The 23,372-nt window shown below is 52.8% G+C and carries 17 protein-coding genes, 2 tRNA genes and 1 pseudogene; 15 read left to right on the forward strand and 5 right to left on the reverse strand.

Annotated elements, in window-relative coordinates:
- The first annotated feature begins 138 nt into the window (after positions 1 to 138).
- The 10 genes and pseudogenes from FDZ78_RS02340 (at position 139) to FDZ78_RS02385 (ending at position 10,495) form a co-directional block, all read left to right on the forward strand.
- Positions 139 to 999, forward strand: coding sequence for a hypothetical protein (locus FDZ78_RS02340; RefSeq protein WP_107031303.1), 861 nt, complete (start codon positions 139 to 141; stop codon positions 997 to 999).
- A 341-nt stretch (positions 1,000 to 1,340) separates the two neighbouring features.
- The gene (locus FDZ78_RS02345; RefSeq protein WP_123398507.1) at positions 1,341 to 2,657 is read left to right on the forward strand and encodes a nucleotide sugar dehydrogenase; all 1,317 of its coding nucleotides are present in this window, start codon (positions 1,341 to 1,343) and stop codon (positions 2,655 to 2,657) included.
- Between the two features lie 60 nt (positions 2,658 to 2,717).
- On the forward strand, positions 2,718 to 4,073 hold the full coding sequence (locus FDZ78_RS02350) for a lipopolysaccharide biosynthesis protein (protein WP_240740319.1): 1,356 nt from the start codon (positions 2,718 to 2,720) through the stop codon (positions 4,071 to 4,073).
- Between the two features lie 28 nt (positions 4,074 to 4,101).
- The gene (locus FDZ78_RS02355) at positions 4,102 to 5,325 is read left to right on the forward strand and encodes an EpsG family protein (protein WP_123398508.1); all 1,224 of its coding nucleotides are present in this window, start codon (positions 4,102 to 4,104) and stop codon (positions 5,323 to 5,325) included.
- Between the two features lie 83 nt (positions 5,326 to 5,408).
- Positions 5,409 to 6,239: a glycosyltransferase family 2 protein gene (locus tag FDZ78_RS02360; RefSeq protein WP_136409009.1), complete on the forward strand. Its 831-nt coding sequence runs from the start codon at positions 5,409 to 5,411 to the stop codon at positions 6,237 to 6,239.
- Entirely contained in the window at positions 6,236 to 7,171 is a 936-nt protein-coding gene (locus FDZ78_RS02365; protein ID WP_124075581.1) for a hypothetical protein, read from the forward strand. Before FDZ78_RS02360 ends, FDZ78_RS02365 begins: the two co-directional genes overlap by 4 nt.
- A 373-nt stretch (positions 7,172 to 7,544) precedes the next feature.
- Positions 7,545 to 7,718 (forward strand): annotated as a pseudogene (locus FDZ78_RS14930) (DapH/DapD/GlmU-related protein); the annotation flags it as partial.
- Between the two features lie 38 nt (positions 7,719 to 7,756).
- Positions 7,757 to 8,995: a glycosyltransferase family 4 protein gene (locus FDZ78_RS02375; protein WP_107031297.1), complete on the forward strand. Its 1,239-nt coding sequence runs from the start codon at positions 7,757 to 7,759 to the stop codon at positions 8,993 to 8,995.
- Between the two features lie 73 nt (positions 8,996 to 9,068).
- Positions 9,069 to 9,830 (forward strand): WecB/TagA/CpsF family glycosyltransferase, encoded by a 762-nt coding sequence (locus tag FDZ78_RS02380; RefSeq protein WP_124075582.1) that lies wholly within the window; start codon positions 9,069 to 9,071, stop codon positions 9,828 to 9,830.
- 125 nt (positions 9,831 to 9,955) lie between these two features.
- Positions 9,956 to 10,495 carry a carbonic anhydrase gene (locus FDZ78_RS02385; RefSeq protein WP_107031295.1) on the forward strand — a complete coding sequence of 180 codons (540 nt, stop codon included), beginning with the start codon at positions 9,956 to 9,958 and terminating at the stop codon, positions 10,493 to 10,495.
- A 196-nt stretch (positions 10,496 to 10,691) separates the two neighbouring features.
- On the opposite strand, the gene FDZ78_RS02390 is transcribed toward FDZ78_RS02385, so the two are convergent.
- The 5 genes from FDZ78_RS02390 to FDZ78_RS02410 all read right to left on the reverse strand — a co-directional run bounded on the left by FDZ78_RS02390 (position 10,692) and on the right by FDZ78_RS02410 (position 14,402).
- Positions 10,692 to 10,778: transfer RNA gene (locus FDZ78_RS02390), tRNA-Ser, on the reverse strand.
- 23 nt (positions 10,779 to 10,801) lie between these two features.
- Positions 10,802 to 10,883 (reverse strand) — tRNA-Leu (locus tag FDZ78_RS02395).
- A 213-nt stretch (positions 10,884 to 11,096) separates the two neighbouring features.
- Positions 11,097 to 11,633 (reverse strand): gamma carbonic anhydrase family protein, encoded by a 537-nt coding sequence (locus tag FDZ78_RS02400; protein WP_107031294.1) that lies wholly within the window; start codon positions 11,631 to 11,633, stop codon positions 11,097 to 11,099.
- Complete coding sequence (locus FDZ78_RS02405; RefSeq protein WP_137426173.1) at positions 11,624 to 13,444, reverse strand: aminopeptidase P family protein; 1,821 nt, start codon at positions 13,442 to 13,444, stop codon at positions 11,624 to 11,626. The genes FDZ78_RS02400 and FDZ78_RS02405 overlap by 10 nt, the downstream gene beginning before the upstream one ends.
- Positions 13,445 to 13,484: 40 nt before the next feature.
- Positions 13,485 to 14,402 (reverse strand): ribonuclease Z, encoded by a 918-nt coding sequence (locus FDZ78_RS02410; RefSeq protein ID WP_136409011.1) that lies wholly within the window; start codon positions 14,400 to 14,402, stop codon positions 13,485 to 13,487.
- Positions 14,403 to 14,632: 230 nt separating this feature from the next.
- On the opposite strand from FDZ78_RS02410, the gene fucP reads away from it, so the two are divergent.
- The 5 genes from fucP to FDZ78_RS02435 all read left to right on the forward strand — a co-directional run bounded on the left by fucP (position 14,633) and on the right by FDZ78_RS02435 (position 23,293).
- Positions 14,633 to 15,964: an L-fucose:H+ symporter permease gene (fucP, locus tag FDZ78_RS02415; RefSeq protein WP_107031291.1), complete on the forward strand. Its 1,332-nt coding sequence runs from the start codon at positions 14,633 to 14,635 to the stop codon at positions 15,962 to 15,964.
- A 51-nt stretch (positions 15,965 to 16,015) separates the two neighbouring features.
- A complete protein-coding gene (locus FDZ78_RS02420; protein ID WP_136409012.1) occupies positions 16,016 to 18,751 on the forward strand; it encodes a bifunctional fucokinase/fucose-1-phosphate guanylyltransferase in 2,736 nt (911 codons plus the stop codon).
- A 347-nt stretch (positions 18,752 to 19,098) separates the two neighbouring features.
- Positions 19,099 to 20,841 (forward strand): lysine--tRNA ligase, encoded by a 1,743-nt coding sequence (lysS, locus tag FDZ78_RS02425; RefSeq protein WP_123398516.1) that lies wholly within the window; start codon positions 19,099 to 19,101, stop codon positions 20,839 to 20,841.
- A 52-nt stretch (positions 20,842 to 20,893) separates the two neighbouring features.
- Positions 20,894 to 21,886: an NAD(P)H-dependent glycerol-3-phosphate dehydrogenase gene (locus FDZ78_RS02430; protein ID WP_240740320.1), complete on the forward strand. Its 993-nt coding sequence runs from the start codon at positions 20,894 to 20,896 to the stop codon at positions 21,884 to 21,886.
- 66 nt (positions 21,887 to 21,952) lie between these two features.
- Positions 21,953 to 23,293, forward strand: coding sequence for a glucose-6-phosphate isomerase (locus FDZ78_RS02435; RefSeq protein WP_123398517.1), 1,341 nt, complete (start codon positions 21,953 to 21,955; stop codon positions 23,291 to 23,293).
- Positions 23,294 to 23,372: the final 79 nt, after the last annotated feature.

Here is a 23,372-nt window from a genome sequence, read left to right on the forward strand (position 1 = left end):
GCACGATGGGGTCCGGCTTTTTCTCACCGTTGTCCAATCCGATGAAAATGGCTACCTTTGCAGTAAGCTGAGACGAACAGCGTGCAATTAGAGGTCGTTGTTTTTAAACGACCTCTCAAATTCAATTCATAAGTCTTCATGAAACTGACAGAAAAATTGAGTGTTTTCGGAGCGAGGCTCGGAACGAGTGTGAAGAGTCTGGCCAAAGTGGCGCTTCTGGGGCGCAGGCCCGGTGTGAAGCCCTCGCCGATGGCCGCGGATGGGAAGCCTCTGATTATTCTCGGCAACGGGCCGTCGCTCAGGGCTCTGATCGACTCCAGGGGAGAGCAGCTGTGCAGGGCTACGACGATGGCTCTGAATTTCGCGGCCAACGCCGAGGAGTTTCCGATGCTGCGGCCTGATTTCTATCTTCTGGCAGATCCGCATTTCTTTGAGGGACGCGAGTCGGATCCGAATGTCAGAAAAATGTTTGAGCGCTTCAACAGCCTTGTGGACTGGCCGATGACGCTCTACATTCCGACCTCGCAGAAAGCGTCGGGGCTGAAGATCACTAACCGGAATATCAGCATCGAACGGTTCAATTTCATAGGGGCTGAGGGGTTCGGATGGCTTGAACGGTGGCTCTACGGGACCGGGCTGGCTATGCCGCGTCCGCGCAATGTGCTGGTGCCGGCGCTGATGACCGCGATGCTCGCCGGATTCCGCACCATCTATCTGACGGGGGCTGACCACGGCTGGCTGTCGACTCTTGGCGTGACCGAGGAGAACACAGTGGTGAACTTTCAGCCCCATTTCTATAAGGATAATGACGAGGAGCATTCGAGGGTGGCGAGCGTGTACAGCAACGTGAGGCTCCACGATGTGCTGCTGAGTTTCTATCTTGCCTTCAGGTCGTATCACCGGGTGGAAGCTTATGCAAAAGCCTGCGGAATCACAGTTGTCAATTCCACTCCGGGGTCTTTCATCGATGCCTTTGACCGTGGTCCCCTGCCTTTTTAAACGGCGGGGATATGAACAATCGGCAGACCGCAGATGTTAGTATGACATTGTAACCATTTCCTTAAAAGTTGCTAATTTAAATGTTAATTATTAATTTTGCGGTACTATACTATCTTCTCACTTTCCGAGGCCGCGTCAGCACAGGCCTCTGCTAATAATTGTTCTAACCCGACGGTGCGGTCTACACTTGGCCTATATCACGCATCTGCCTCATGCTGAGGGCCTGTGGCCTTACTGCATTACATTCTGGTGCCTGACCGGCTCCACTCATTTTTCATGGCGCGAGCTAAAAAAACGCTCAGGCCTCTCACGTTTTCGCATATCACATTATACAGTCACAAATGAAACAATATGACATAGCTGTAGCCGGGACAGGCTACGTAGGACTCAGCATAGCGACTCTTCTCGCTCAGCACAACCACGTCACCGCCGTTGACGTGATCCCCGAAAAAGTCGAGGCCATCAACCGGCGCAAGTCTCCGATCCAGGATGAGTATATCGAGAAATATCTTGCCGAAAAGGATCTTGACCTGCGGGCCACGCTTGACGGCGCCGAGGCTTACCGCGGGGCAGATTTCATTGTGATAGCCGCTCCGACCAACTATGATCCGGTGAAGAATTATTTCGACACGTCGCACGTGGAAGAGGTCATCGATCTGGTGCTTGAAGTAAATCCGGATGCGGTGATGGTCATAAAGTCGACCATCCCGGTGGGCTACTGCCGCTCGCTCTATATGAAGTATGCCGCCAAGGGTGTAAAGCAGTTCAATCTGCTCTTCTCGCCGGAATTTCTGCGCGAGAGCAAGGCGCTCTATGACAATCTCTATCCCTCGCGCATCATTGTAGGCACTCCAAAGATCATTGCCGACGAACGGTTCAGCGAGGAAAACGAGGCTATTCTGTCGGTGACAGACATTGCGCGTCTCGATGAGGCCGCCCGGACTTTCGCTTCGCTTCTGCAGCAGGGAGCCATCAAGGAGGAGATCCCCACCCTGTTCATGGGCATGAAGGAGGCTGAGGCGGTGAAGCTGTTTGCCAACACTTATCTCGCGCTCCGCGTTAGCTATTTCAACGAGCTTGACACCTATGCCGAGGTCAAGGGTCTCGACTCGCAGGCCATCATCGAGGGTATCGGACTTGATCCGCGCATCGGTACACACTACAACAATCCGTCGTTCGGCTATGGCGGCTACTGCCTGCCGAAGGACACGAAGCAGCTTCTGGCCAACTATGCCGATGTGCCTCAGAACATGATGTCGGCAATCGTTGAGAGCAACCGCACCCGCAAGGATTTCATAGCCGACCAGGTGCTTAAGAAGGCCGGATATTATGACTACAGTTCCCAGAACGCCTATTCGACAGTAGCTGAGACGGAGTGTGTGATCGGGGTCTACCGCCTGACCATGAAGTCGAATTCCGACAATTTCCGCCAGTCGTCGATCCAGGGTGTGATGAAGCGCATCAAGGCCAAGGGCGCAACGGTGATCATCTATGAGCCTACGCTTGAGAACGGGACAACGTTTTTCGGCTCGCGGGTTGTCAATGATCTGGAAGAGTTCAAGCGCCTTTCGCATGCCATCCTTGCCAACCGCACTTCCGCCGACCTTAAGGATGTCAGCTACAAAGTCTACACCAGAGATCTCTTCAGCCGCGACTGAGAGAGGCAATGCGGTTCATTTTAATCCACTGGCAAAACCCGTCAACCACAGAATCGGCTCATGAATCTTGGATCACTCAGGATGTTCTTCAAAAAAGGAGACCAACGCACGATATTATTAAAGAAAAATATACTGGCATCGGTTGTCCTTAAAGGAATCAGTATGCTGATTTCTTTGTTCATAGTCCCTATAACCATCAATTACGTAAACCCGGTCCAATATGGCATCTGGCTGACTCTGAGTTCGCTCATGGCCTGGTTCTATTTCTTTGACATCGGCCTGACCAACGGCTTCAGAAACCGCTTTACGACTCTGAAAGCATGTGGGAAACTGAAGATGGCCCGCGTGTATGTGTCGACCACGTATGCGGCGCTGTTCATTTCGTTTGTGGTTTTCATGTCGGTAATGATCCCTGTCAGCTTCATAGTTGACTGGAGTTCTGTGCTGAAAGTAGATCAGTCATACTGCGAGGAACTGAGAATGACATTTGCGGTTCTTCTGGGATTTTTCGGTCTGAATATAGTTTTTCAGACATTCTCGACCATGCTTATAGCCGACCAGCGGTCAGCCTTTTCGTCAGGCATACAGGTGTTGGGCCAGGGTCTTGCGTTACTGGTGATCTTCATTCTGACCAAGACTGTCAAATCAGGTTCCATAACCTCACTTGCATTCATTTTTTCCGGCATCCCGTTTGTCACGCTGGTGCTCTGCTCAATCATATTCTTCAATACCCGCTACCGCCAGTTTCGCCCGAATTTCGGCTACATACGGCTCAAATATGTGAAAGATATCCTTGGGATCGGAGGAAAATTTTTCATTATCACGACTTCCATGTTGTTTATCTATCAGATAATCAACATTATCATCTCTCGCAATTTAGGACCTGAAGTCGTGACTCAGTACAATATATCGCATAGATATTTCAGCATACTGACTATGGTTTCAAGCCTTGTGATAGGGAATGTCTGGTCTGCTTTCACGGATGCCTATGCACAGAAAAATTTTGAATGGATGCGCAGAATAGCTTCTATCCTGCAGAAAGCACTTCTGGCCGGAATACCAGTAACGGTCATAATGTACTTTCTGGCAACCCCGTTTATCAACCTATGGATTGACAAGAAAGTAATTGTTCCGGCAGAAATCAATATCAGCGAAGCCATCTATATCTTTTCAAATTTCTGCGGAAGCATCTACATGTATATGATAAACGGTATCGGCAAGATCCATATTCAGCTTGTCATATATCTGACATTTGCCATTATCGCATATCCATGTATGTCATGGCTATGCCGCCTTTATGGAGTCCCAGGAGTATTACTGATACCTGCATCGGTATATTTTATCCAAGCTATATCAGGACATATACAGATCAATAAAATTCTCAATAACACGGCCACAGGCTATTGGGACAAATGATATCTCATATCCAAGTTTTTTGCTTTTTATGACAGCGACAAAAACTTATACACAAAGCCAGTACACGATACTGTACGTTTTTATTTCCTGCCTTTTCCTCATCCAGCCGGTCGGGGCATTGGCGGTGCTGCTACTGGTCTGCTATGCCTCCCCGTCAATGGGCCAGAGAATATGGCACAGAAACATTATTTTCCTGATCATTTTCTCCATCCTGCTGCTCGCCATCATCAACTCGTCAAAGGTCAATGACAACGACTTATTCTATTATGTCCGGTGGTTCAAACGAAGTGGCAATACCGACCTGTTGTCATATCTATCCGGTCAGAAAAAAAAGAGCGAGGCCGCTTATGCCACATATGTCTGGTGTGTCAATCATTTCATAAGCAGCAAGGAGGAGATATATAAATTTTTAACAACCGTAATACAATATATTTTTCTCAATCTGGCCACATTAAAGTTCTGCCAGAAAACCACAGTCAACAAAGGTGTGGTCATGGCTGCGGTAATGCTGACTTGCTTTAATCCATATGTTTTTTCACTTTCAATCCAGTTGCTGCGCCAGAGTTTAGCAATCAGCATCTTCATATATGTCATGGTGGAACGGTGTCTGTATCAGAAAACACACTGGATATTGCTGATACTCTGCCCTACCATCCACACTATGACGCTGCTTCCGGTGATACTGCTTTTTATCCCGATTCTTGACAAACCGATCAAAAAGAACATTACAGTCTATTCAATCGTTCTTCTGATCATAGGGAGCATCCGTCTGATAAGCGGCTACCTGCTTTCACTGTCAATATTCAGCGACTCTACAGCATCATATGCCCTGCAACGTGCGAGTGCCACCAAAGTATTCGATCTCGGCGAAGCGTCTCCGGCAGCCATACTGCTTGCTGTGACCATATTGGTGACATCCTTTTATTGCAGTCAGATGCAGACCCGAAACGCGACCGACAATACATCGAACGGGCTAAGACACCTGTTCAATATTCCTGCAATAATCGCTGTATTTGTCCTGCTGAATGTAAATCTCAGTGAGATATTCGCCCGCTTTCTGATGCTGCTCTATCCGTTTATATCGCTGATTTTCGCAGCTCTGTTCAGAACTTCCAAAATCAGCCGCCTGATGTTTTTATTCGGATCTATCATGATCCTTGCAATATTTATCTATCTGACACTGCATAGTGTCTGGTCATATACCAATTTAGATAATCTGCTGAAATCAGGATTGCTATATCTGGTTGTCTGACACAATAATTTTTATATCGTCAATTCAAAATATTTTCTGCCAAGAAATATCAAGGAAATATATAAGCTGTATAACAGATGATCATGAACAAGCGAATTGCAGTTCTTCTTACAGTGTTCAACCGAAGAGAGACGACTCTTGCCTGTCTGGAGTCGCTGTTTTCGGGCAGTGTTCCCGAAGGATATTCCATCGAGGTCTATCTGACCGATGACGGATGTACGGACGGAACCGCCGATGCTGTCAGAGAAAGATTTCCGGATGTGAGAATCGTTGCAGGTGACGGTTCTCTCTACTGGAACCGCGGTATGATCGCCGCATGGAATGAGGCGGCAAAATCTGATCCGGAGTTCTATCTATGGCTCAATGATGACACGACGCTTCTCTCTGATGCTATCGAGAATCTGATCCGGACAGCAGAAAAGAACCCCGGCTGTATCATTGTCGGCACCTGCCATGCCTCCGACAATCCGGATCGGATCACATATGGAGGACGTGACACCGACATGAGACTGATTGATCCGACGGACAACGGAAAGACCAGCCGGTGCAGGACGTTTAACGGAAACATCGTCTTGGTTCCCGCAGAGATCTATCGGAAACTTGGCACTCTTGACCCGGTCTTCCGCCATAGTCTCGGTGATTTCGATTATGGTCTCCGGGCATCGGAATCGGGCATAAACATCGTGGTAGCTCCAGGCTTTTCGGGGATCTGTGACACTCATCCTAATATTGCGAAGTGGGCTGACAGTTCAAAGCCGTTTTCCGAACGCTGGCGTCATTTCATGTCACCGACAGGAGCGAATCCATTTGAGTTTTTCAGATTCCGCAGGCGCCACTCCGGATTGCTTCCGGCCTGCATGACGTTCTGTTCAAATTTCATTCATGTCTTATTTCCATCCATATGGCAAAAATGAGCAATCAAACACCACATAAGACTCCGATCCTTTTTCTGATTTTTGACAGAAAAGATGTAACGGCAGAAGCATTCAAGGCCATCAGAGAATATCAGCCTGAAAGATTGTTTATCGCCGCTGACGGTCCGCGCCCACACAAAGAGGGTGAGGCCGGACGCTGTGAGCAGACCCGCAAGGCCGTACTGGATATGATAGACTGGGAATGCGAGGTAAACACATTGTTCCGGACAGAAAATCTCGGCTGTGCCGGGGCTGTAAGTTCGGCTATCGACTGGTTTTTCAAAAACGTGGAATGGGGTGCCATCATCGAGGATGATGTAATTGTGTCACCTGATTTCTATCGGATGTGTGAGGAGGTCATGCCTCTCTATGCCAATGATGACCGCGTCATGATGGTCACAGCTCAGTGCTATGCACCCAAAGAGAGTTATATCGCCGACGAATACACCTTCTCTAATTCGGTCCTCATATGGGGATGGGCCACTTGGCGCCGCGCATGGGCCAGAATGGATATGTCAATGTCAAAATGGCCTTCGACCGGGATTTCAGATGTCATAAAAGCCTACGGCCTGTTCGAAGGGCTTATGAGGACCTACTACTGGTCGTCTGACCACAGGCATATCGCAAACGGCGACCGCGTCAATTCATGGTACACCCGATGGGCATTTTCAATCATGTCCAACAGAGGACTGTGTCTGGTGCCACGCACAAATCTGTCAAAAAACATAGGCTGTTCAGGAGTTGGAGGCGCTCACTATGAAAGCTCCGACATTGATCCTTATGCCCATCTTCAGATCGAGCCGATGAAGTGGCCTCTTAAAGCTCCGGCAAAAGTAGCTGTAGACCGACAGATGCAAAAATTTGAACGGAAAGACTTTTTCCGTATCCGCATGATCGGATTGAGGAAAAAACTGAAAAAACTTTTTTCATGACACTGCCAAAAACTCTCTTATGAAAAATAATATCAGCAACAACAAGCCTGTCGGACGTTCAAACTTTGTCTATAAGCTCCGAAGCATTGCCAATTGGGCCAGAAGTTTTGTCCGCTTCCGCATAAGACAACGGTGGATAAAGACATCCGGCATGACTCGTATACACAGTACAGTCCATCTCAACGCTCCTCACCGGATTCTGACGTTCGGACATCATGTGCAACTGGGTCCACACTGCCATGTGTCGGCTGATGCACATTTCGGCAATTATGTGTTATGTGCCGCTCATGTCTCGTTCATCGGACGCAACGAGCATTCCTATAATATAGCAGGAACGCCCGTGTGGGAGTCTCCGAGAGGGACAGATGCACCGACCGAAATAGGCAACGACGTATGGATCGGACATGGCGCCATAATAATGGGTGGCGTAAAAATCGGAAACGGAGCGATCATTGCGGCTGGTTCGGTTGTTACTAAAGACGTAGCCCCTCTGACAATTGTCGGTGGTAATCCGGCTAAAGTCATAAAAAAGAGATTCAATACGGAAGAAGAGGAAAACATTCATCTGGAAGCTATACGAAATTTATGATCAACGTTCTGATAAACGCATATGCTGTAGCTCCAAACTGGGGCAGTGAGCAAGGATTGGGATGGAACTGGGTGATTAACCTGGCTAAATATTGTAACGTCCATGTGATAACTGAAGGTGAATGGAGAAAAGAAATAGAAGAGGCAGTTGACAAACTCCCTCATAAGGCTAATCTTCATTTCTATTATAACCCGTTACCGGATAAGGTGCGCAGAATGTGCTGGAATCAGGGTGACTGGAGATTTTACTGGCATTACAGAAAATGGCAGGAAAAAACGCTCGAAATCGCTCGCGAAATCATAAATCATCAAAAGATTGATATTATCCACCAGCTTAACATGATCGGGTTCAGAGAGCCAGGATCACTTTGGAAAATTGATGGAATTCCTTTTGTCTGGGGGCCTATAGGAGCAATGAAAGAAGTTTCATTGGGTTATACCGATGGCCTGGATTCTAAAGCCAAATTTAAATTATGGCTGAAGAATCATGTCAGCAGATGGCAGATGCTTCATTATCCCCTGTCGAAAAATGCGATGAAAAGAGCGGTGAAAGTTCTGGCCGCGACATCTGAAGTAGGCGAATTCATCCGAACTCACCATCGCAAAGATGTGATCGTCATGAACGAAACCGGATGCTATGTTAAGGAGACTGAATCAATCAAAAAGTCTTCTGACTCATTTTCCATTCTATGGGTTGGAAAATTCGACTACCGGAAACAATTGCCATTGGCAATCAAAACGGTAGCATCGCTTCATGCTCAGCATCCAGAACTACAGCTGCACGTAGCAGGGAGTGGCACTCCAGAGCAAATCAAGGAGGCCAACAGACTGGCTGAACAATTGAATTGCGCGAATGCCATAACCTTTCATGGAAAGATCCCAAACACCGAAGTCCATCAACTGATGAAAGACTCTGATCTATTCCTATTTACAAGTATTGACGAGGGCACACCACATGTGGTTTTAGAAGCTATTCAAAACAATCTTCCTGTTGTCTGCTTCGACACCTGCGGCCAGGGAGATGTTGTCAATGATAAGATCGGAGTAAAAATACCCGTGACGAACACCAGACAGAGTGTACATGATTTTTCAACAGCAATTTCCAAACTAATAGCATCTCCTGAAACTCTACAACGTTTTCGGGAAAACTGCCACCAAAGACAACAAGAACTTTCCTGGGACAATAAAATCAGACAAATGGTCAATATCTATAAGGATGTCCTTTCATGGAAATAAATAAAATACACGACACTTTATGCAACCAAAGCCGTCAGTAATACGGCCTACAAACAATTCTTCTCATATATAAATGGATAATTATTTCAACATACGTTACGAGTTTGACCGTGGTGAGGTCCACAAGGCTATTGCGCGCAGGGTGGAGATGCCGGGGGGCGATTATGTGTGCGTGGCCGACGGGGTGATTCTAAATGAGGTCAACCGTAATCCGGAGTATCTCGATGTGGTCAACGGCGGAATGTTTTCCATCTGCGACAGTTCCTATGTGCCACTCTATATAAAATGGATCTACGGCAAGCGCTTCCCGCAGTATTGCGGAAGTTCGATTTTCAAGGATATTGTCAGCAGCCGGCGCTACCGCATGATCTTTCTCGGTTCGTCGTCCGAAATACTTAAAGGACTGAAAAAAAACATTTTACCTTGGAATCCTGACGTAGAGCAGATGCAGTTTGTGGAGCTGCCATATTGCGGGGCCGATGAGTTTGACTATAAGGCGATAGCCGATATGGTGAACCGCGACGGGGCTGACATCATCTGGGTTTCGCTGGGTGCTCCGAAGCAGGAGTGGTTCATGAGCAAGCTGAAGCCTCATCTGCGCCACGGGGTGATGATAGCTGTCGGTGCGGCCTTTAAGTTTTACGGCTCGGAAGATATCAAACGTGCGCCTGAGTGGATGATCAGGAACCACCTTGAGTTTGTCCACCGCATTTTCTCGGAGCCGGGCAAACAGATAGGCCGCTGCATTGACATAATCAGGTCGCTTCCGCGGCTGCTTCTTGGCGAATATCGGAGGAAGAGGGCTGTCATGTCTCATCTGCCGGAACATGTGTAGGTTTTTCAAGGAATTGGTGTTCAGCGGCTGGAGCGCTCGGCTTTTTCGTCTGAAAATTTACGCCGTGAGGATTTTTTGAGTTAATTTTGCAGCAATTTTTCAAATCAACCGAAGTTTGTTGCATTATGATTGACGAAATTCTGAAATACAACCGCGAGTTTGTCGAGTCGGAGGGTTTCCGGCAGTTCAAGACCTCGAAATATCCCGACAAACGTATCGCTATCGTGACCTGTATGGACACACGCCTTGTCGAACTTCTACCTGCCGCTCTCGGCATCAGAAACGGTGATGTGAAGATGATAAAGAATGCCGGGGGCACGATTACAAATCCGTTTGACTCCACGATGCGCTCCCTGCTGGTGGCGGTCTACGAACTTGGGGTCAACGAGGTGATGGTCATCGGCCACACCGGCTGCGGAGTGCAGGGGATGGATGCCGAGGAGATGCTCGGCCTGATGCGCGAGCGCGGCATCGACGAGGAGCATATCTCGCTCATGCGCCACTGCGGTATTGATCTCAACAGCTGGCTGCATGGTTTTTCAGATACAGCCGAGGCGGTGAACGAGACTGTGGATCTGATACGCAACCATCCGCTGATGGCCAAGGATGTCCGCGTGGCGGGCTACATTATGGATTCCGAGACCGGCCTCCTCGAAAGCCTCTGATCCTCAATTGAAACAAACATTAAAAAGCTCTGCTCCGGCAGGGCTTTTTTTGTGGTCTATGCAAAAAAACGGGTGTCAGATGCGAGCCGGATGGCTCCGGAATCGCTGCCCCCCAATGTTCTTCTGCCGGGGGCGCGGGGAGATGTAAAACGAATGAAACCCACTGGCCAGCAGCGGGTTTCATTCGAGTTTTCTGCGGAAGGACAGGGATTCGAACCCTGGGTTCCCGTAAGGGAACAACGGTTTTCGAGACCGCCCCGATCGACCACTCCGGCATCCTTCCTGTGATCGTTGGTTTATTCTGTGTACCCGGACCCGGGATCGAACCGGGATGGATTGCTCCACCGGTGTTTGAGACCGGCGCGTCTACCGATTCCGCCATCCGGGCAAGTGCTTTTCAGCTTCGGCTCACGGAGGACTTTGCAAGTGGTCCGTGATTTAGACGGCCACAAAGGTAGTGATTTTTTTTATTACCGCCAATTATTTGAGCTTGGTTTTGCATGGCTTTTTCAAAATTTGGCTGAAAAAACAATCCGCAGGTGTCTTCCGTACTGAACCGGAAGAGGTGCCTGCGGATTGTTTTTTGCCGATGAGGGGGAGGTCAGAAATCGGTCGGTGCGTCAGGGTCGGTGTACCAGCGGGAATACATCAGATAGTTGCGGGCTATCTTGGTGTTGAGCTCACGCGATGTTTCCGGGTCGACCATTTTGATGAATTTGGCGGGAGCGCCACCCCAGAGTTCATTGGGGCCGATCTTGGTGCGGGAGAGCACTACGGAGCCGGCGGCCACAAGGGCGTTTTCGCCTACTTCGGCATCGTCCATCACCACTGCGCCCATGCCTATGAGGGCGTAGTCGTGGATTTTGGCGCCGTGGATGGTGACGTTGTGGCCGATCGAGACATCGTTGCCGATTTCGATGGTCGATTTTTTGTAGAGGGTGTGGAGCACGGAGCCGTCCTGGATGTTGACGCGGTTGCCGATGCGGATGGAGTTGACGTCGCCGCGGATCACGGTGTTGAACCAGACGCTGCATTCGCTGCCCATCACCACATCGCCGATGACGGTGGCGTTTTCAGCCAGAAATGTATCTTCTCCGATTTCGGGTGTAAATCCCCTTACGGGTATGATCAGAGCCATATTTTATGTTTGGATTTTAGGGGGGGGTATTTCAAGGGGGCGGTCGCTGCGGCGAGCCACTGGCGTTCGTCGGCTTCCATCAGCGGGGCCAGACGGTCATAGACGGTGCGGTGGTAGTCATCGACCCAGCGGATTTCTTCGGCCGACATGATCGAGGTGTCGAATAGCGAGCGGTCAAACGGGCAGAGTGTAATGGTTTCGAAGGCATAGAATTTGCCGAACTCTGTTTCTTCGTAAGGGATGGTCAGCACGAGGTTTTCGCAACGTATGCCATAGCGGTCTGCCAGGTAGACTCCGGGTTCGTTTGAGGTGAGCATACCGGGGGTGAGCGGTGCGAGTGTGTCGTTGAGGCGGATGCTCTGCGGGCCTTCGTGGACATTGAGGAAGTGGCCTACTCCGTGTCCTGTGCCGTGGAGATAGCTCTTGCCTTCTTTCCAGAGCGGCATGCGGGCAAGTGCGTCGAGCTGTGCCCCGCGGGTGCCTTCGGGATAGACTGAGGTGGCGATGGCTATGTGGCCTTTCATCACGAGGGTGAAATCGTGACGCATGTCGGCCGAGGGTTCTCCGATAGCGATGGTGCGGGTGATGTCAGTGGTTCCGTCGAGGTAGTTGGCGCCTGAGTCGATCAGCAGGAGGTTGCCTTTGGTGATTACGGTGTTGCTGGTTTCGTCGGCGGTGTAGTGGACAATCGCGCCGTTGGCACCGAAACCGCAGATGCTTTCAAAGCTAAGATCGAAGTAGAGATCGCCTTTAGAACGGTGGCGGAGCAGGATGTCGGCCACGTCCATTTCGGTGAGGCGTTCGCCTGCGGCAACCGTGCGCTCGATTTCCATGAGTGAGCGGACCATAGCCACACCGTCGCGCAGATGTGCCTGACGGATGCCGGCGATCTGCACATCGTTCTTGATTGCCTTGGGAAGCGCTACAGGAGAATCACCCTTGACATAACGGTCTTCGAGCACATGGGCTATCGCACCGGATGCCCTTGAACCGCTTAACAGCACCTTCACTCCGGCTGGCAGGGCAGCCAGTGCGGTGAGCACAGAGGCGTAGGGAGCTGTAGCCACTCCGGCCTCTGCCAGATAAGCCTTGACCTCCGGGGTCAGCTTGGCTTCATCGACAAAGAGAGTGCTGCCTGACGGAGCCACATAGAGGAAGGAGGTTGCCACCGGATTGCAGGGCACGTCGTTAGAGCGGATATTGAGAATCCAGGCTATCTCGTCGAGGGCCGAGGTGAAATAAGCCTGCGCGCCCTGGGCTTTGGCAGAGTCGAGGATGCGACCCATTTTCGAGGCGGCTGATTCACCGGCATATTTTTCGTCGTGGATAAAGATCTTGTCGGAGGGGAGTGCGGGACGGTCGGTCCAGATGCGGTCAATCGGGTCGAAGTCCACGTCAAGCTCTATGCCTGCGGCATTGAGGCGGCTGCGCAGGGCGGCAGTCTCGTCGATCGACATCAGCATTCCGTTTATACCCACTTTGTCGCCTTTCGAAAGATTCTCGCAGAGGTAGCCGGCAATTGACGGAGTGTCAGGCAGGCCGTCTTTCATAAGGATTATGCCTGAGCCTTCAATCTGCTGTGCTCCCTGGAGGAAATAACGGCTGTCTACCCACAGCAAGGCCTCCTTATCGGTGACAACCATAGTGCCGGCCGAACCGGTGAAACCGCTGAGATAGCGGACAATATGCCAGTGAGCCGAGATATATTCGCTCAGATGGGCGTCGGTACGGGGCAGGACTACAGCCTTGACTCCGGCTTCATTCATTTCCTTGCGGAGAGCGGCTATGCGCTCGATGACGGGATTTTGCATAAGTATTCTGTTTGATTTAAGAGTTCGTTGTTTAAACTGTTTATTCGAGATCTACTTTCAGGCCCTCGTTGGCCAGAATGACATCCGGGAACACCTCTCCGGCTTCGCGGAGCAGGAGCTCTTCCGAATTGTAGCGTTTTGAGAAATGCCCTATGATCAGGCGCCGGGCACCGGCCTGCAGTGCGATTTCGGCAGCCTGGCGGGCGGTTGAATGGCCGCGTTCGCGGGCACGTTCGGCCATCGAGCCATCATAAGTCGCCTCGTGATACACCGTGTCGACCCCGCTGATGTCAGCCGCTACCCGCAGGTCCATCATCGTGTCGCTGCAATAGGCATAGCTCACCGACGGATCGGCCGGAGAGGTCAGAAGCGCGTTGGGAATCACCGTGCCGTCTTCTCTGACGAAATCGGCTCCCTCCTTGACAGCCTGAAGCATGGCTATGGGTATATTGTGGAACTTCACCATATCGCCGCGCAGATGGCGCAGTTTGGGTTTCTCGCGGAAGATGAAGCCCGTGCAGGGGGTGCGGTGGTAGAGCGGAAAAGTCTCCACGGTCAGTCCGCCGTCTTCATAGACGATGCGGCGTTCGCCCTCTTCGATCACGTCATATATGATCTCAAACGGAGAGTTGCGGTTGAAAAAATCCATCCACTCTTTCATGAGTCTTGCGCCGTCGCGGAATATATGGATTGTCACCGAACCGCTCACCTCGTGGAGTGCCATTGTGGAAAGCAATCCCGGCAGCCCGAAAAGATGGTCGCCGTGAAGATGCGAGATGAAGATGTGGTTGAGGCGTGAGAATTTCAGCCCCATGCGCCGGAACTGCGACTGCGCGCCCTCGCCGCAATCTATCATAAAAAGTTTGTCGCGAAAATTCACAACCTGACACGACGGCTGGTGCCGCGCCGTGGGCGTTGCAGAACCGCATCCGAGAATATTGATCTGAAACTTTGCCATTACAGCAGCAAATTTAAGGAAATAAATCGAATTTGCGCTATCTGACGAGTTTAATTCGGCTTAAATTCGACCTCAGATCTACAAAAACATCCGCCCCTCCCACTTTCTCCTGCTGACGAGCGTCATTCAAATCACGCCTTATTTATAGGTGAAATATCAACGATTTATTGTAACTTTGCACGGATAAAAAGCCTTCTAAACTTTCATATCATACAGATATCTAATTACTCATGAGTTCTTCAAAACAAGCTCCGCTGCTGTCGCGCGACGGCGTAAGCCTTCTCTTGCCCTTTATCATCATCACCTCATGTTTCGCTCTATGGGGCTTTGCGAATGACATTACCGGTCCGCTGGTCAAAGCCTTTTCCAAGATTTTCCGCATGAGCGTTACTGAAGGCGCACTTGTCCAGGTGGCCTTCTATCTCGGCTATTTCTGCATGGCCTTCCCCGCCGCACTGTTCATCCAGCGGTATTCCTACAAAGCCGGTGTGCTTCTTGGCCTCTCGCTCTATGCCGTCGGCGCCGCCATGTTCATCCCCGCTCAGATGGCCGGGTTCTACTATCCCTTCCTCGCGGCATATTTCATCATGACCTGCGGCCTGTCTTTTCTTGAGACGAGCTGTAACCCCTACATCTACTGCATGGGACCGGAAGAAAGCGCCACCCGGCGTCTGAACCTCGCCCAGGCCTTCAACCCGATCGGAGCACTGGCCGGCATGTATGTGGCCATGCACTTTGTGCAGGAGCGGCTTCATCCACTCGACACCGCCGAGCGCGCCCTGCTCTCGCCCGAAGAATTCGAACAGATTAAAAGCGACGACCTGTGGGTGCTCATCCAGCCCTACATCTATATAGCCGCCGTGCTCGTGGCCATCATCATACTCGTGCGCCTGCTCAAGATGCCGAAGGCCGGCGACACCCGTTCGAGCAAGAAACTCTCTACCGCTCTCGGCGAGCTTGTCAGAATCAAAAACTACCGCGAAGGTGTCATAGCCCAGTTCTTCTATGTAGGCGCCCAGGTGATGTGCTGGACATTTATCATCCAGTATGGCACACACGTCTTCATGTCAGAAGGCATGGACGAACGCAGCGCCGAGATACTCTCGCAGAAATTCAACATCGCGGCCTTGATCTGCTTCACATGCAGCCGCTTTGTCTGCACCTGGTTCCTGAAATACATAGCCCCCGGACGCCTGCTTTCAATTCTCGGCATCCTGGCGGCCATTTTCTCTGTCGGCGCCATAGTGATGACCGACCGCTCAGGCGTCTACTGCCTCGTAGGCATCAGCGCCTGCATGTCGCTCATGTTCCCCACCATCTACGGCATAGCCCTGCGCGGACTCGGCGACAATGTCAAATTCGGCAGCGCCGGACTCATCATGTCGATTCTCGGCGGTTCGGTGTTCCCCCCGCTCCAGGCCCTCGTCATCGACTCCGGAGTGACCGCCGGCGGACTTCCGTCGACCAATCTCTCATTCGCCATTCCTCTGATCTGCTTCATCGTCATCACAGCCTACGGAACCCGCGCCTATCGCCGCACACACTCCGGCGAGACTGAATAAGAAGCAAACCAAACTTCCTCCACCCCACCCCCTGTCTTATCCATCATCACCATGACAAAAAAACTGCTATCGCTCCCACCCAACCTCGTGGGCTGTTTCCATAAAATCACCGGACTTCCCGCTTCGGACTACTTCTGCACATCAGACCCCATCGGCCACCGCCTCGGCAGCGGCGGCGGCACCACCTGGATACTCGAAGAATGCCACCGAGCCTCCGAATCATCGGCCGAGCCCTTCGAAAACTGGCTTGCCGGCCAGAAACGCATCATACTCCACGCCGGAGGGCAGAGCCGCCGCCTCCCCTCCTACGCACCCTCAGGCAAGATTCTCACCCCGGTCCCCGTGTTCCGCTGGGAGCGCGGACAGTCCATCACCCAGACCCTGCTTGACCTCCAGTTGCCTCTCTACGAACGCATCATGGACGCCGCTCCGGCCAACGTCCACACCATGATTGTCAGCGGCGATGTCTATATCCGCGCGGCCGCCCAGCTCCCCCCGGTGCCTGAGGCAGACGTGGTCTGCTATGGTCTCTGGCTCGACTCATCCATAGCCAAAGACCACGGCGTTTTCTACAGCACCCACTCCACTCCCTCGATTCTCGACCGCATGTTGCAGAAACCCTCCGTCGACACTCTCAACTCACTCCTGCAGACCGGCTACTACCTGACCGACATAGGCGTATGGCTTCTGAGCGACCGGGCCGTGGAACTGCTGCGCCGGCGTAGCCGCGACGCCGAGGGAGCGCTCCGCGAATATGACCTCTACTCAGACTTCGGATGCGCCTTGGGCACCAATCCCGGTGTAGCCGATCCGGAACTGAGCCAGCTCAAGGTAGCCATAGTCCCCCTGCCGGGAGGAGAGTTCTACCACTACGGCACCGGACGCGAGATGATCAGCTCTACCCTCGCCGTACAGAACATTGTCAACGACCAGCGCGAGATCATGCACCGCGACCGCAAGCCCCATCCGTCAATTTTCGTCCAGAACTCCAAGGCCGGAATCAGATTCACCTCGGCCAACACCAACATTTGGATTGAAAACAGCTGCATAGGCGCCGGATGGCAGCTCACCTCTGACCACATCCTCACAGGCATACCTGAAAACGACTGGCAGCTGGCTCTCGCCCCAGGCCAGTGCATAGACATTGTCCCCGTGGGCGATGACGGATTCGCCGTGCGCGTCTACGGCATCGACGACAAATTTGCCGGCGAAGAGCAGACCCGCCCGCGCTTCCCCATCGTCAGCGACATCGCCGAAACGGGCCGCGTCATCAAAGCCATGCTCGCAGGAGAAGCCGACCTCTCGGCCTATGAGCTGATCAGCGCCGAGCGCATCTCCGACATAGCCCGCCTGGACCGCCTCGTTGACCAGCGCCGCAGATTCCGCCGTGCCAACCGCGAGGCCCTTGCCGCCAACCACCGCCACAGCGTCTTCTATCAGAGCGACCTGCGCGAAGCCGCAACGGCCTTTGCCAATGACTCCCTGAAGATGCCCGCTCCGCTCGCCGATGACGAACCGCTGATCACCCGCATCAGCGATTCGATGTTCCGCGCGGAGGTCAGCAGACTCACCGGAGCCGACCCGCAGGCCCATGAAGAGCGTGCCTTCTCGCTCCTGCGCGAAGGCCTCACCCGCACCGTGCTCGAACACAAGGAACTCCCCCGGCGCGACGTCTGCTCCGACCAGATTGTCTGGAGCCGCTCCCCGGTGCGCATCGACATAGCCGGAGGCTGGACCGACACCCCGCCGTTCTGTCTGATGGAAGGTGGCAATGTGATCAACTTCGCCATCGAGCTCAACGGCCAGCAGCCGCTCCAGGCCTACGTGCGGCCCTGCCCGGAGCCCCACATTATCTGCCGCAGCATCGACCTCGGCGCCGAAGAAATCATCGAATCCTTTGACGGAATCCTTGATTTCCACCGCGTAGGCAGTCCATTCTCAATCCCCAAGGCCGCACTGGCGCTTGCAGGTTTCCATCCCCGTTTCTGCAGTGTCAGCTACCCCTCACTCCGCGACCAGCTTCTCGACTTCGGCTCAGGACTGGAAATCACCCTCTTCTCAGCCATCCCCGCAGGCAGCGGTCTGGGCACAAGCAGCATCCTCGCAGCCACAGTGCTCGGCGCCCTCAGCGTCTTCTGCGCCCTGGCCTGGGACAAAAACGAGATCTGCAAGCGCACTCTCGTGCTCGAACAGCTCCTGACCACCGGCGGAGGCTGGCAGGACCAGTACGGCGGAGTGCTCGGCGGAGTCAAACTTCTGCAGAGCACCAAGGGCTTCGACCAGAACCCGGCTGTCAACTGGCTCCCCGACACCGTGTTCACCGATCCCGGCTATTCGGCCTGCCACCTGCTCTACTACACAGGTATCACCCGCACCGCCAAAGACATTCTCGCCGAAATTGTCCGCAACATGTTCCTCAACGAAGGGAAACAGCTGCGCCTGCTGCGCCACATGAAAGCCCACACGCTTGAAATGTTCGACGCCATCCAGCGCTGCAACTTCGAACGCATGGGGCGCCTGATCCGCGACACCTGGGCCCAGAACATGGCTCTTGACAGCGGCACCAACCCGCCGGCAGTCGAGGCCATCACCCGCCGCATCGACGATCTCTGTCTCGGCTACAAGCTCCCCGGAGCCGGTGGCGGAGGCTATCTCTACATGGTGGCAAAAGATCCGGAAGCCGCCGCACGCATCCGTCAGACACTGAATGCCGACCCGCTCCGTCCCAACGCCCGCTTCGTCGACATGTCGCTCTCGCGCTCCGGTCTGACCGTGACCCGCAGCTGACAACCGCTATTAGTCCCCCACGATATTCCGCCTCGGCAAGGCTGGTTAGCAGACAGATCTGTCAACCAGCCTCGCCGAGGCGAATCATTTCGAGGCTGTTTAAGAAACTGTTTAAAACCCTCCTGAATAGACGCTCCGGCATCTGACCGCCGGCCAAATTTCAGTGTGGCCTCAACGGCCTCATTTTTAGCGTTTTTAACAATAGCCATTAGGTTTTGGAGCCTATTTTGTTGGGCATAGGCGAAAAATTATTTAAATTTGCACTTATTTCCCGCCACTGCGGTCGGAAAACAAGCTACATTTACACCTTAATATATATAAGCAAATAAAATCAAAATCATCAATATATGAATGTCCTTGAACTCAGTGAACAAGAGATCGTACGTCGAGGCAGTCTTGACGAAATGCGTCGCCGTGGCATAGACCCCTTCCCCGCAGCCGAATTTCCGGTCAGCGGCTACTCCGACGAAATTAAAGAAACTTTTGCAGACGAAGCCCCCCGCCGCGATGTGGCCATAGCAGGCCGAATCATGGGCCGCCGCATCATGGGCAAAGCCTCTTTTCTTGAACTTCAGGACTCCAAAGGCCGCATCCAGGTCTATGTGAACCGCGACGAAATCTGTCCGGGCGAAGACAAAGACCTCTACAATGTGGTGTTCAAGAAACTGCTTGACATCGGTGACTTTGTAGGCATCAAAGGCTACGTGTTCCGCACACAGACCGGCGAAATCTCGGTTCACGCCCAGGAGCTGATAGTGCTCGGCAAGTCACTGCGCCCGCTGCCCATCGTGAAGGTGAAAGACGGTGTGACCTACGACGCTTTTGATGATCCCGAACTCCGCTACCGCCGCCGCTACGTTGACCTCATTGTCAACGACGGCGTGAAAGATATCTTCGTAAAGCGCACCAAAGTGCTCAACTCAATGCGCAAGTTCTTCAATGACCACGGCTACATGGAGGTAGAGACCCCGATTCTCCAGTCGATAGCCGGCGGAGCAAGCGCCCGTCCCTTCATCACCCACCATAACTCCCTCAACATGGAGCTCTACATGCGTATCGCCACCGAGCTTTATCTCAAGCGCCTCATTGTAGGTGGTTTTGACGGAGTTTATGAAATCGGCAAAAACTTCCGCAACGAGGGCATGGACCGCACCCACAACCCGGAATTCACCTGCATGGAGATCTACGTGGCCTACAAGGACTACAACTGGATGATGGAATTCACCGAAAAACTCGTTGAGACCATCTGTCTCGAAGTCAACGGCACCACAGAGATCAAGGTTGGCGACAACATGATCAGCTTCAAGGCTCCCTTCCGCCGCGTCACCATGACCGATGCCATCAAGGAGCACACCGGAATAGACATCACCGGCATGACCGAAGAGCAGCTCCGAGAAGCTGCCACATCTCTCGGCATCGAAGTAGACGAGACTATGGGCAAAGGCAAACTCATCGACGAAATCTTCGGCGAGAAGTGTGAAGGCAGCTACATACAGCCCACCTTCATCATCGACTACCCCATCGAGATGTCGCCTCTGACCAAGAAACACCGCGAGAACCCCGAACTTACCGAACGCTTCGAACTGATGGTCAACGGCAAGGAACTCGCCAACGCCTATTCGGAACTTAACGACCCGATCGACCAGTATGAACGTTTCGTTGAGCAGATGAAGCTTGCCGACAAGGGCGATGACGAAGCAATGATCATCGACCAGGACTTTGTGCGCTCTCTCGAATACGGCATGCCCCCCACATCAGGCATGGGCATGGGCATCGACCGCCTCGTCATGCTGATGACCGGCCAGAGCACCATCCAGGAAGTGCTCTTCTTCCCGCAGATGCGCCCCGAAAAGGTGCAGCGCCGCGACAAGGAGGAAGCCTTCACCGCCCTCGGCGTTCCCGCCGAATGGGTAGCGCCCCTCTACAAGGCCGGAGTCTACACCGTAGAACTTCTCTCGGCCCAGAGCGCCGGAAAACTCCACCAGGAACTCTGCGGCATCAACAAGAAATTCAAACTCGGTTTCAAAGCTCCCCTCGTCGACGAAATCGAACAGTGGATAGCAGCCGCCACACCCGCGGCAGGCGAATAACAGACTCCACACTCATTCGACCCTGACACTCAAAATCATTTCGCGCATACTCATGGCATTCAACAAAATAGCAGTGATGGGCGGCGGGAGCTGGGCTACAGCGCTCGCCAAGCTCCTCCTGCGCAACTGTGACTCCATACTCTGGTATATGCGGCGCGATGACCGTATCGACGACTTCAAAAAGCTCGGCCATAATCCCGCTTACCTCACCGACGTCCAGTTTGACGTCACACGGATTGAATTTTCAAGCGACATAAACTACGTATGCTCCCAGGCTGACACTCTGCTGATGGTCATGCCTTCGCCATACTTCAAAACCCATATCAACAAAATCACCACCGACATATCCGACAAACACATCGTCTCGGCTGTCAAGGGCATAGTGCCCGGCGACAACGAGATCATCTCGGATTTCGTCGTCCACCATTTCGGGGTGAAGCCCGAACACGTGCTGGTGGTGGCCGGCCCCTGCCATGCAGAGGAAGTGGCCCTCGACCGGCCGAGTTTTCTGACAGTAGGCTGTCATGACGTGGCCAACGCCGAACTCTTCGGCAAGCTGCTAACCTCGCCCAACACCCGCGCCATACCATCAAGCGACGTGGAAGGCATCGAATATGCGGCCGTGCTGAAAAACGTCTACTCCATAGCCGCCGGAATTGTCCACGGCATGAAGGGAGGCGACAATTTACTCGCCATGCTCGTCAGCAACGCCATCCGCGAGATGGAGCGCTTCATTGACGAAGTATGCCCCCGCCCGCGCTGCATCTGTGACTCGGTCTATCTCGGCGACCTGCTGGTGACGGCCTACTCACGCTTCTCCCGAAACCACAATTTCGGCTCCATAATAGGCAAAGGCTACTCCGTGTCAACCGCCAGAATGGAAATGGAGCAGACAGCCGAAGGCTACTACGGCACAAAGTGCATAAAGGAAATCAACAAGCGCTACGGGGTTGAAATGCCGATCCTTGACGCCGTCTACGATGTGCTTTACCGCCACGCCAATGCCGAACGGTCAATCAGATCGCTCGGAAAATGGTTTATATAAATAAGCGGGTACTGCAATCAGCGCCCCACGCAACAGAGATCTTACCAAATTAAAAAATAAAATAACATGAAGACCTTACATGTTGACATCAAAGACGTCCTCGGCACAGTGAGCCAGGACGAGATCAATAAGCTCGATGCGAATGCCGCAAGCGCGCTCGACAAAGTTCTCAACGGAACCGGAGCCGGCAGCGACTTCCTCGGCTGGGTCAACCTCCCGACGGAAACCACCGATGCTCTCCTTGACGACATCGTGGCCACAGCCGAAGCACTCCGCCGCGACTGTGACACAGTGGTAGCCATCGGCATCGGCGGCTCTTATCTCGGAGCAAAAGCCGTGATCGAAGCTCTCAGCGACAGCTTTGCCGCATACCGTCCCGCAGAACAGGGCAACCCCAAGGTGCTCTTCGCAGGCCAGAACATCGGCGAAGACTATCTCTATGAACTCCAGGACTATCTCAAAGACAAACGCTTCGGCATCATCGTGATCTCCAAGAGCGGAACAACCACAGAACCGGCCATCGCCTTCCGTCTGCTCAAAGAACAGCTCGAACGCCAGCTCGGTCTTGAAGAAGCCCGCAAGCGCATCGTAGCCATCACCGACGCCCAGCGTGGCGCTCTCCGCCGCCTCGCTACCGAAGAAGGCTACAAGACTTTCGTCATCGCCGACAACGTGGGCGGCCGCTACTCGGTGCTCACCCCCGTGGGCCTGCTCCCAATCGCAGTGGCCGGTTTTGACATCCGCGCTCTCATCGACGGTGCGGCTGAAATGGAAAAGATGACCAACTCGGCTGACGCTTCGAACCCCGCATATCTCTATGCCGAAACCCGCAACGCCCTCTATCAAGCCGGCAAGAAGACCGAGATCCTCGTGAACTACAACCCCAAACTCCACTTCTTCGGCGAATGGTGGAAGCAGCTCTACGGCGAAAGCGAAGGCAAAGACAATCTGGGCATTTTCCCCGCCGCTGTCGACAATTCCACCGACCTCCACTCGATGGGCCAGTGGATTCAGGAAGGCGAACGCACCATATTTGAAACCGTGATCTCTGTAGGCGAAAGCAAGCACGAAAAACTCATCCCCTCTGACGAGGCTAACCTCGACGGTCTCAACTACATCGCCGGCAAGCACGTTGACGAAGTAAACAAGATGGCAGAACTCGGCACCCGTCTGGCTCACGTCGACGGCGGTGTTCCCAACATCCTTGTGACCATCCCCGCCCTCGAAGAGAAATATCTCGGCCAGCTCATCTACTTCTTTGAAAAAGCCTGCGGCATCAGCGGCTACATCCTCGGCATCAACCCCTTCAACCAGCCCGGCGTGGAAGCCTACAAGCGCAACATGTTCGCTCTCCTCGAAAAACCCGGCTATGAAAAAGAAACTGAAGCCATCAAAGCCCGCATCTGATAAAGTGGCATGACAGGTAGACTCCTGCATCAACAGGAGCCCACTTCAATCCATAAAAAAACTCGTCCGGCAGACACAA

Source organism: Duncaniella sp. B8 (assembly GCF_005304985.1).
GTDB classification, from domain to species: domain Bacteria; phylum Bacteroidota; class Bacteroidia; order Bacteroidales; family Muribaculaceae; genus Duncaniella; species Duncaniella muris.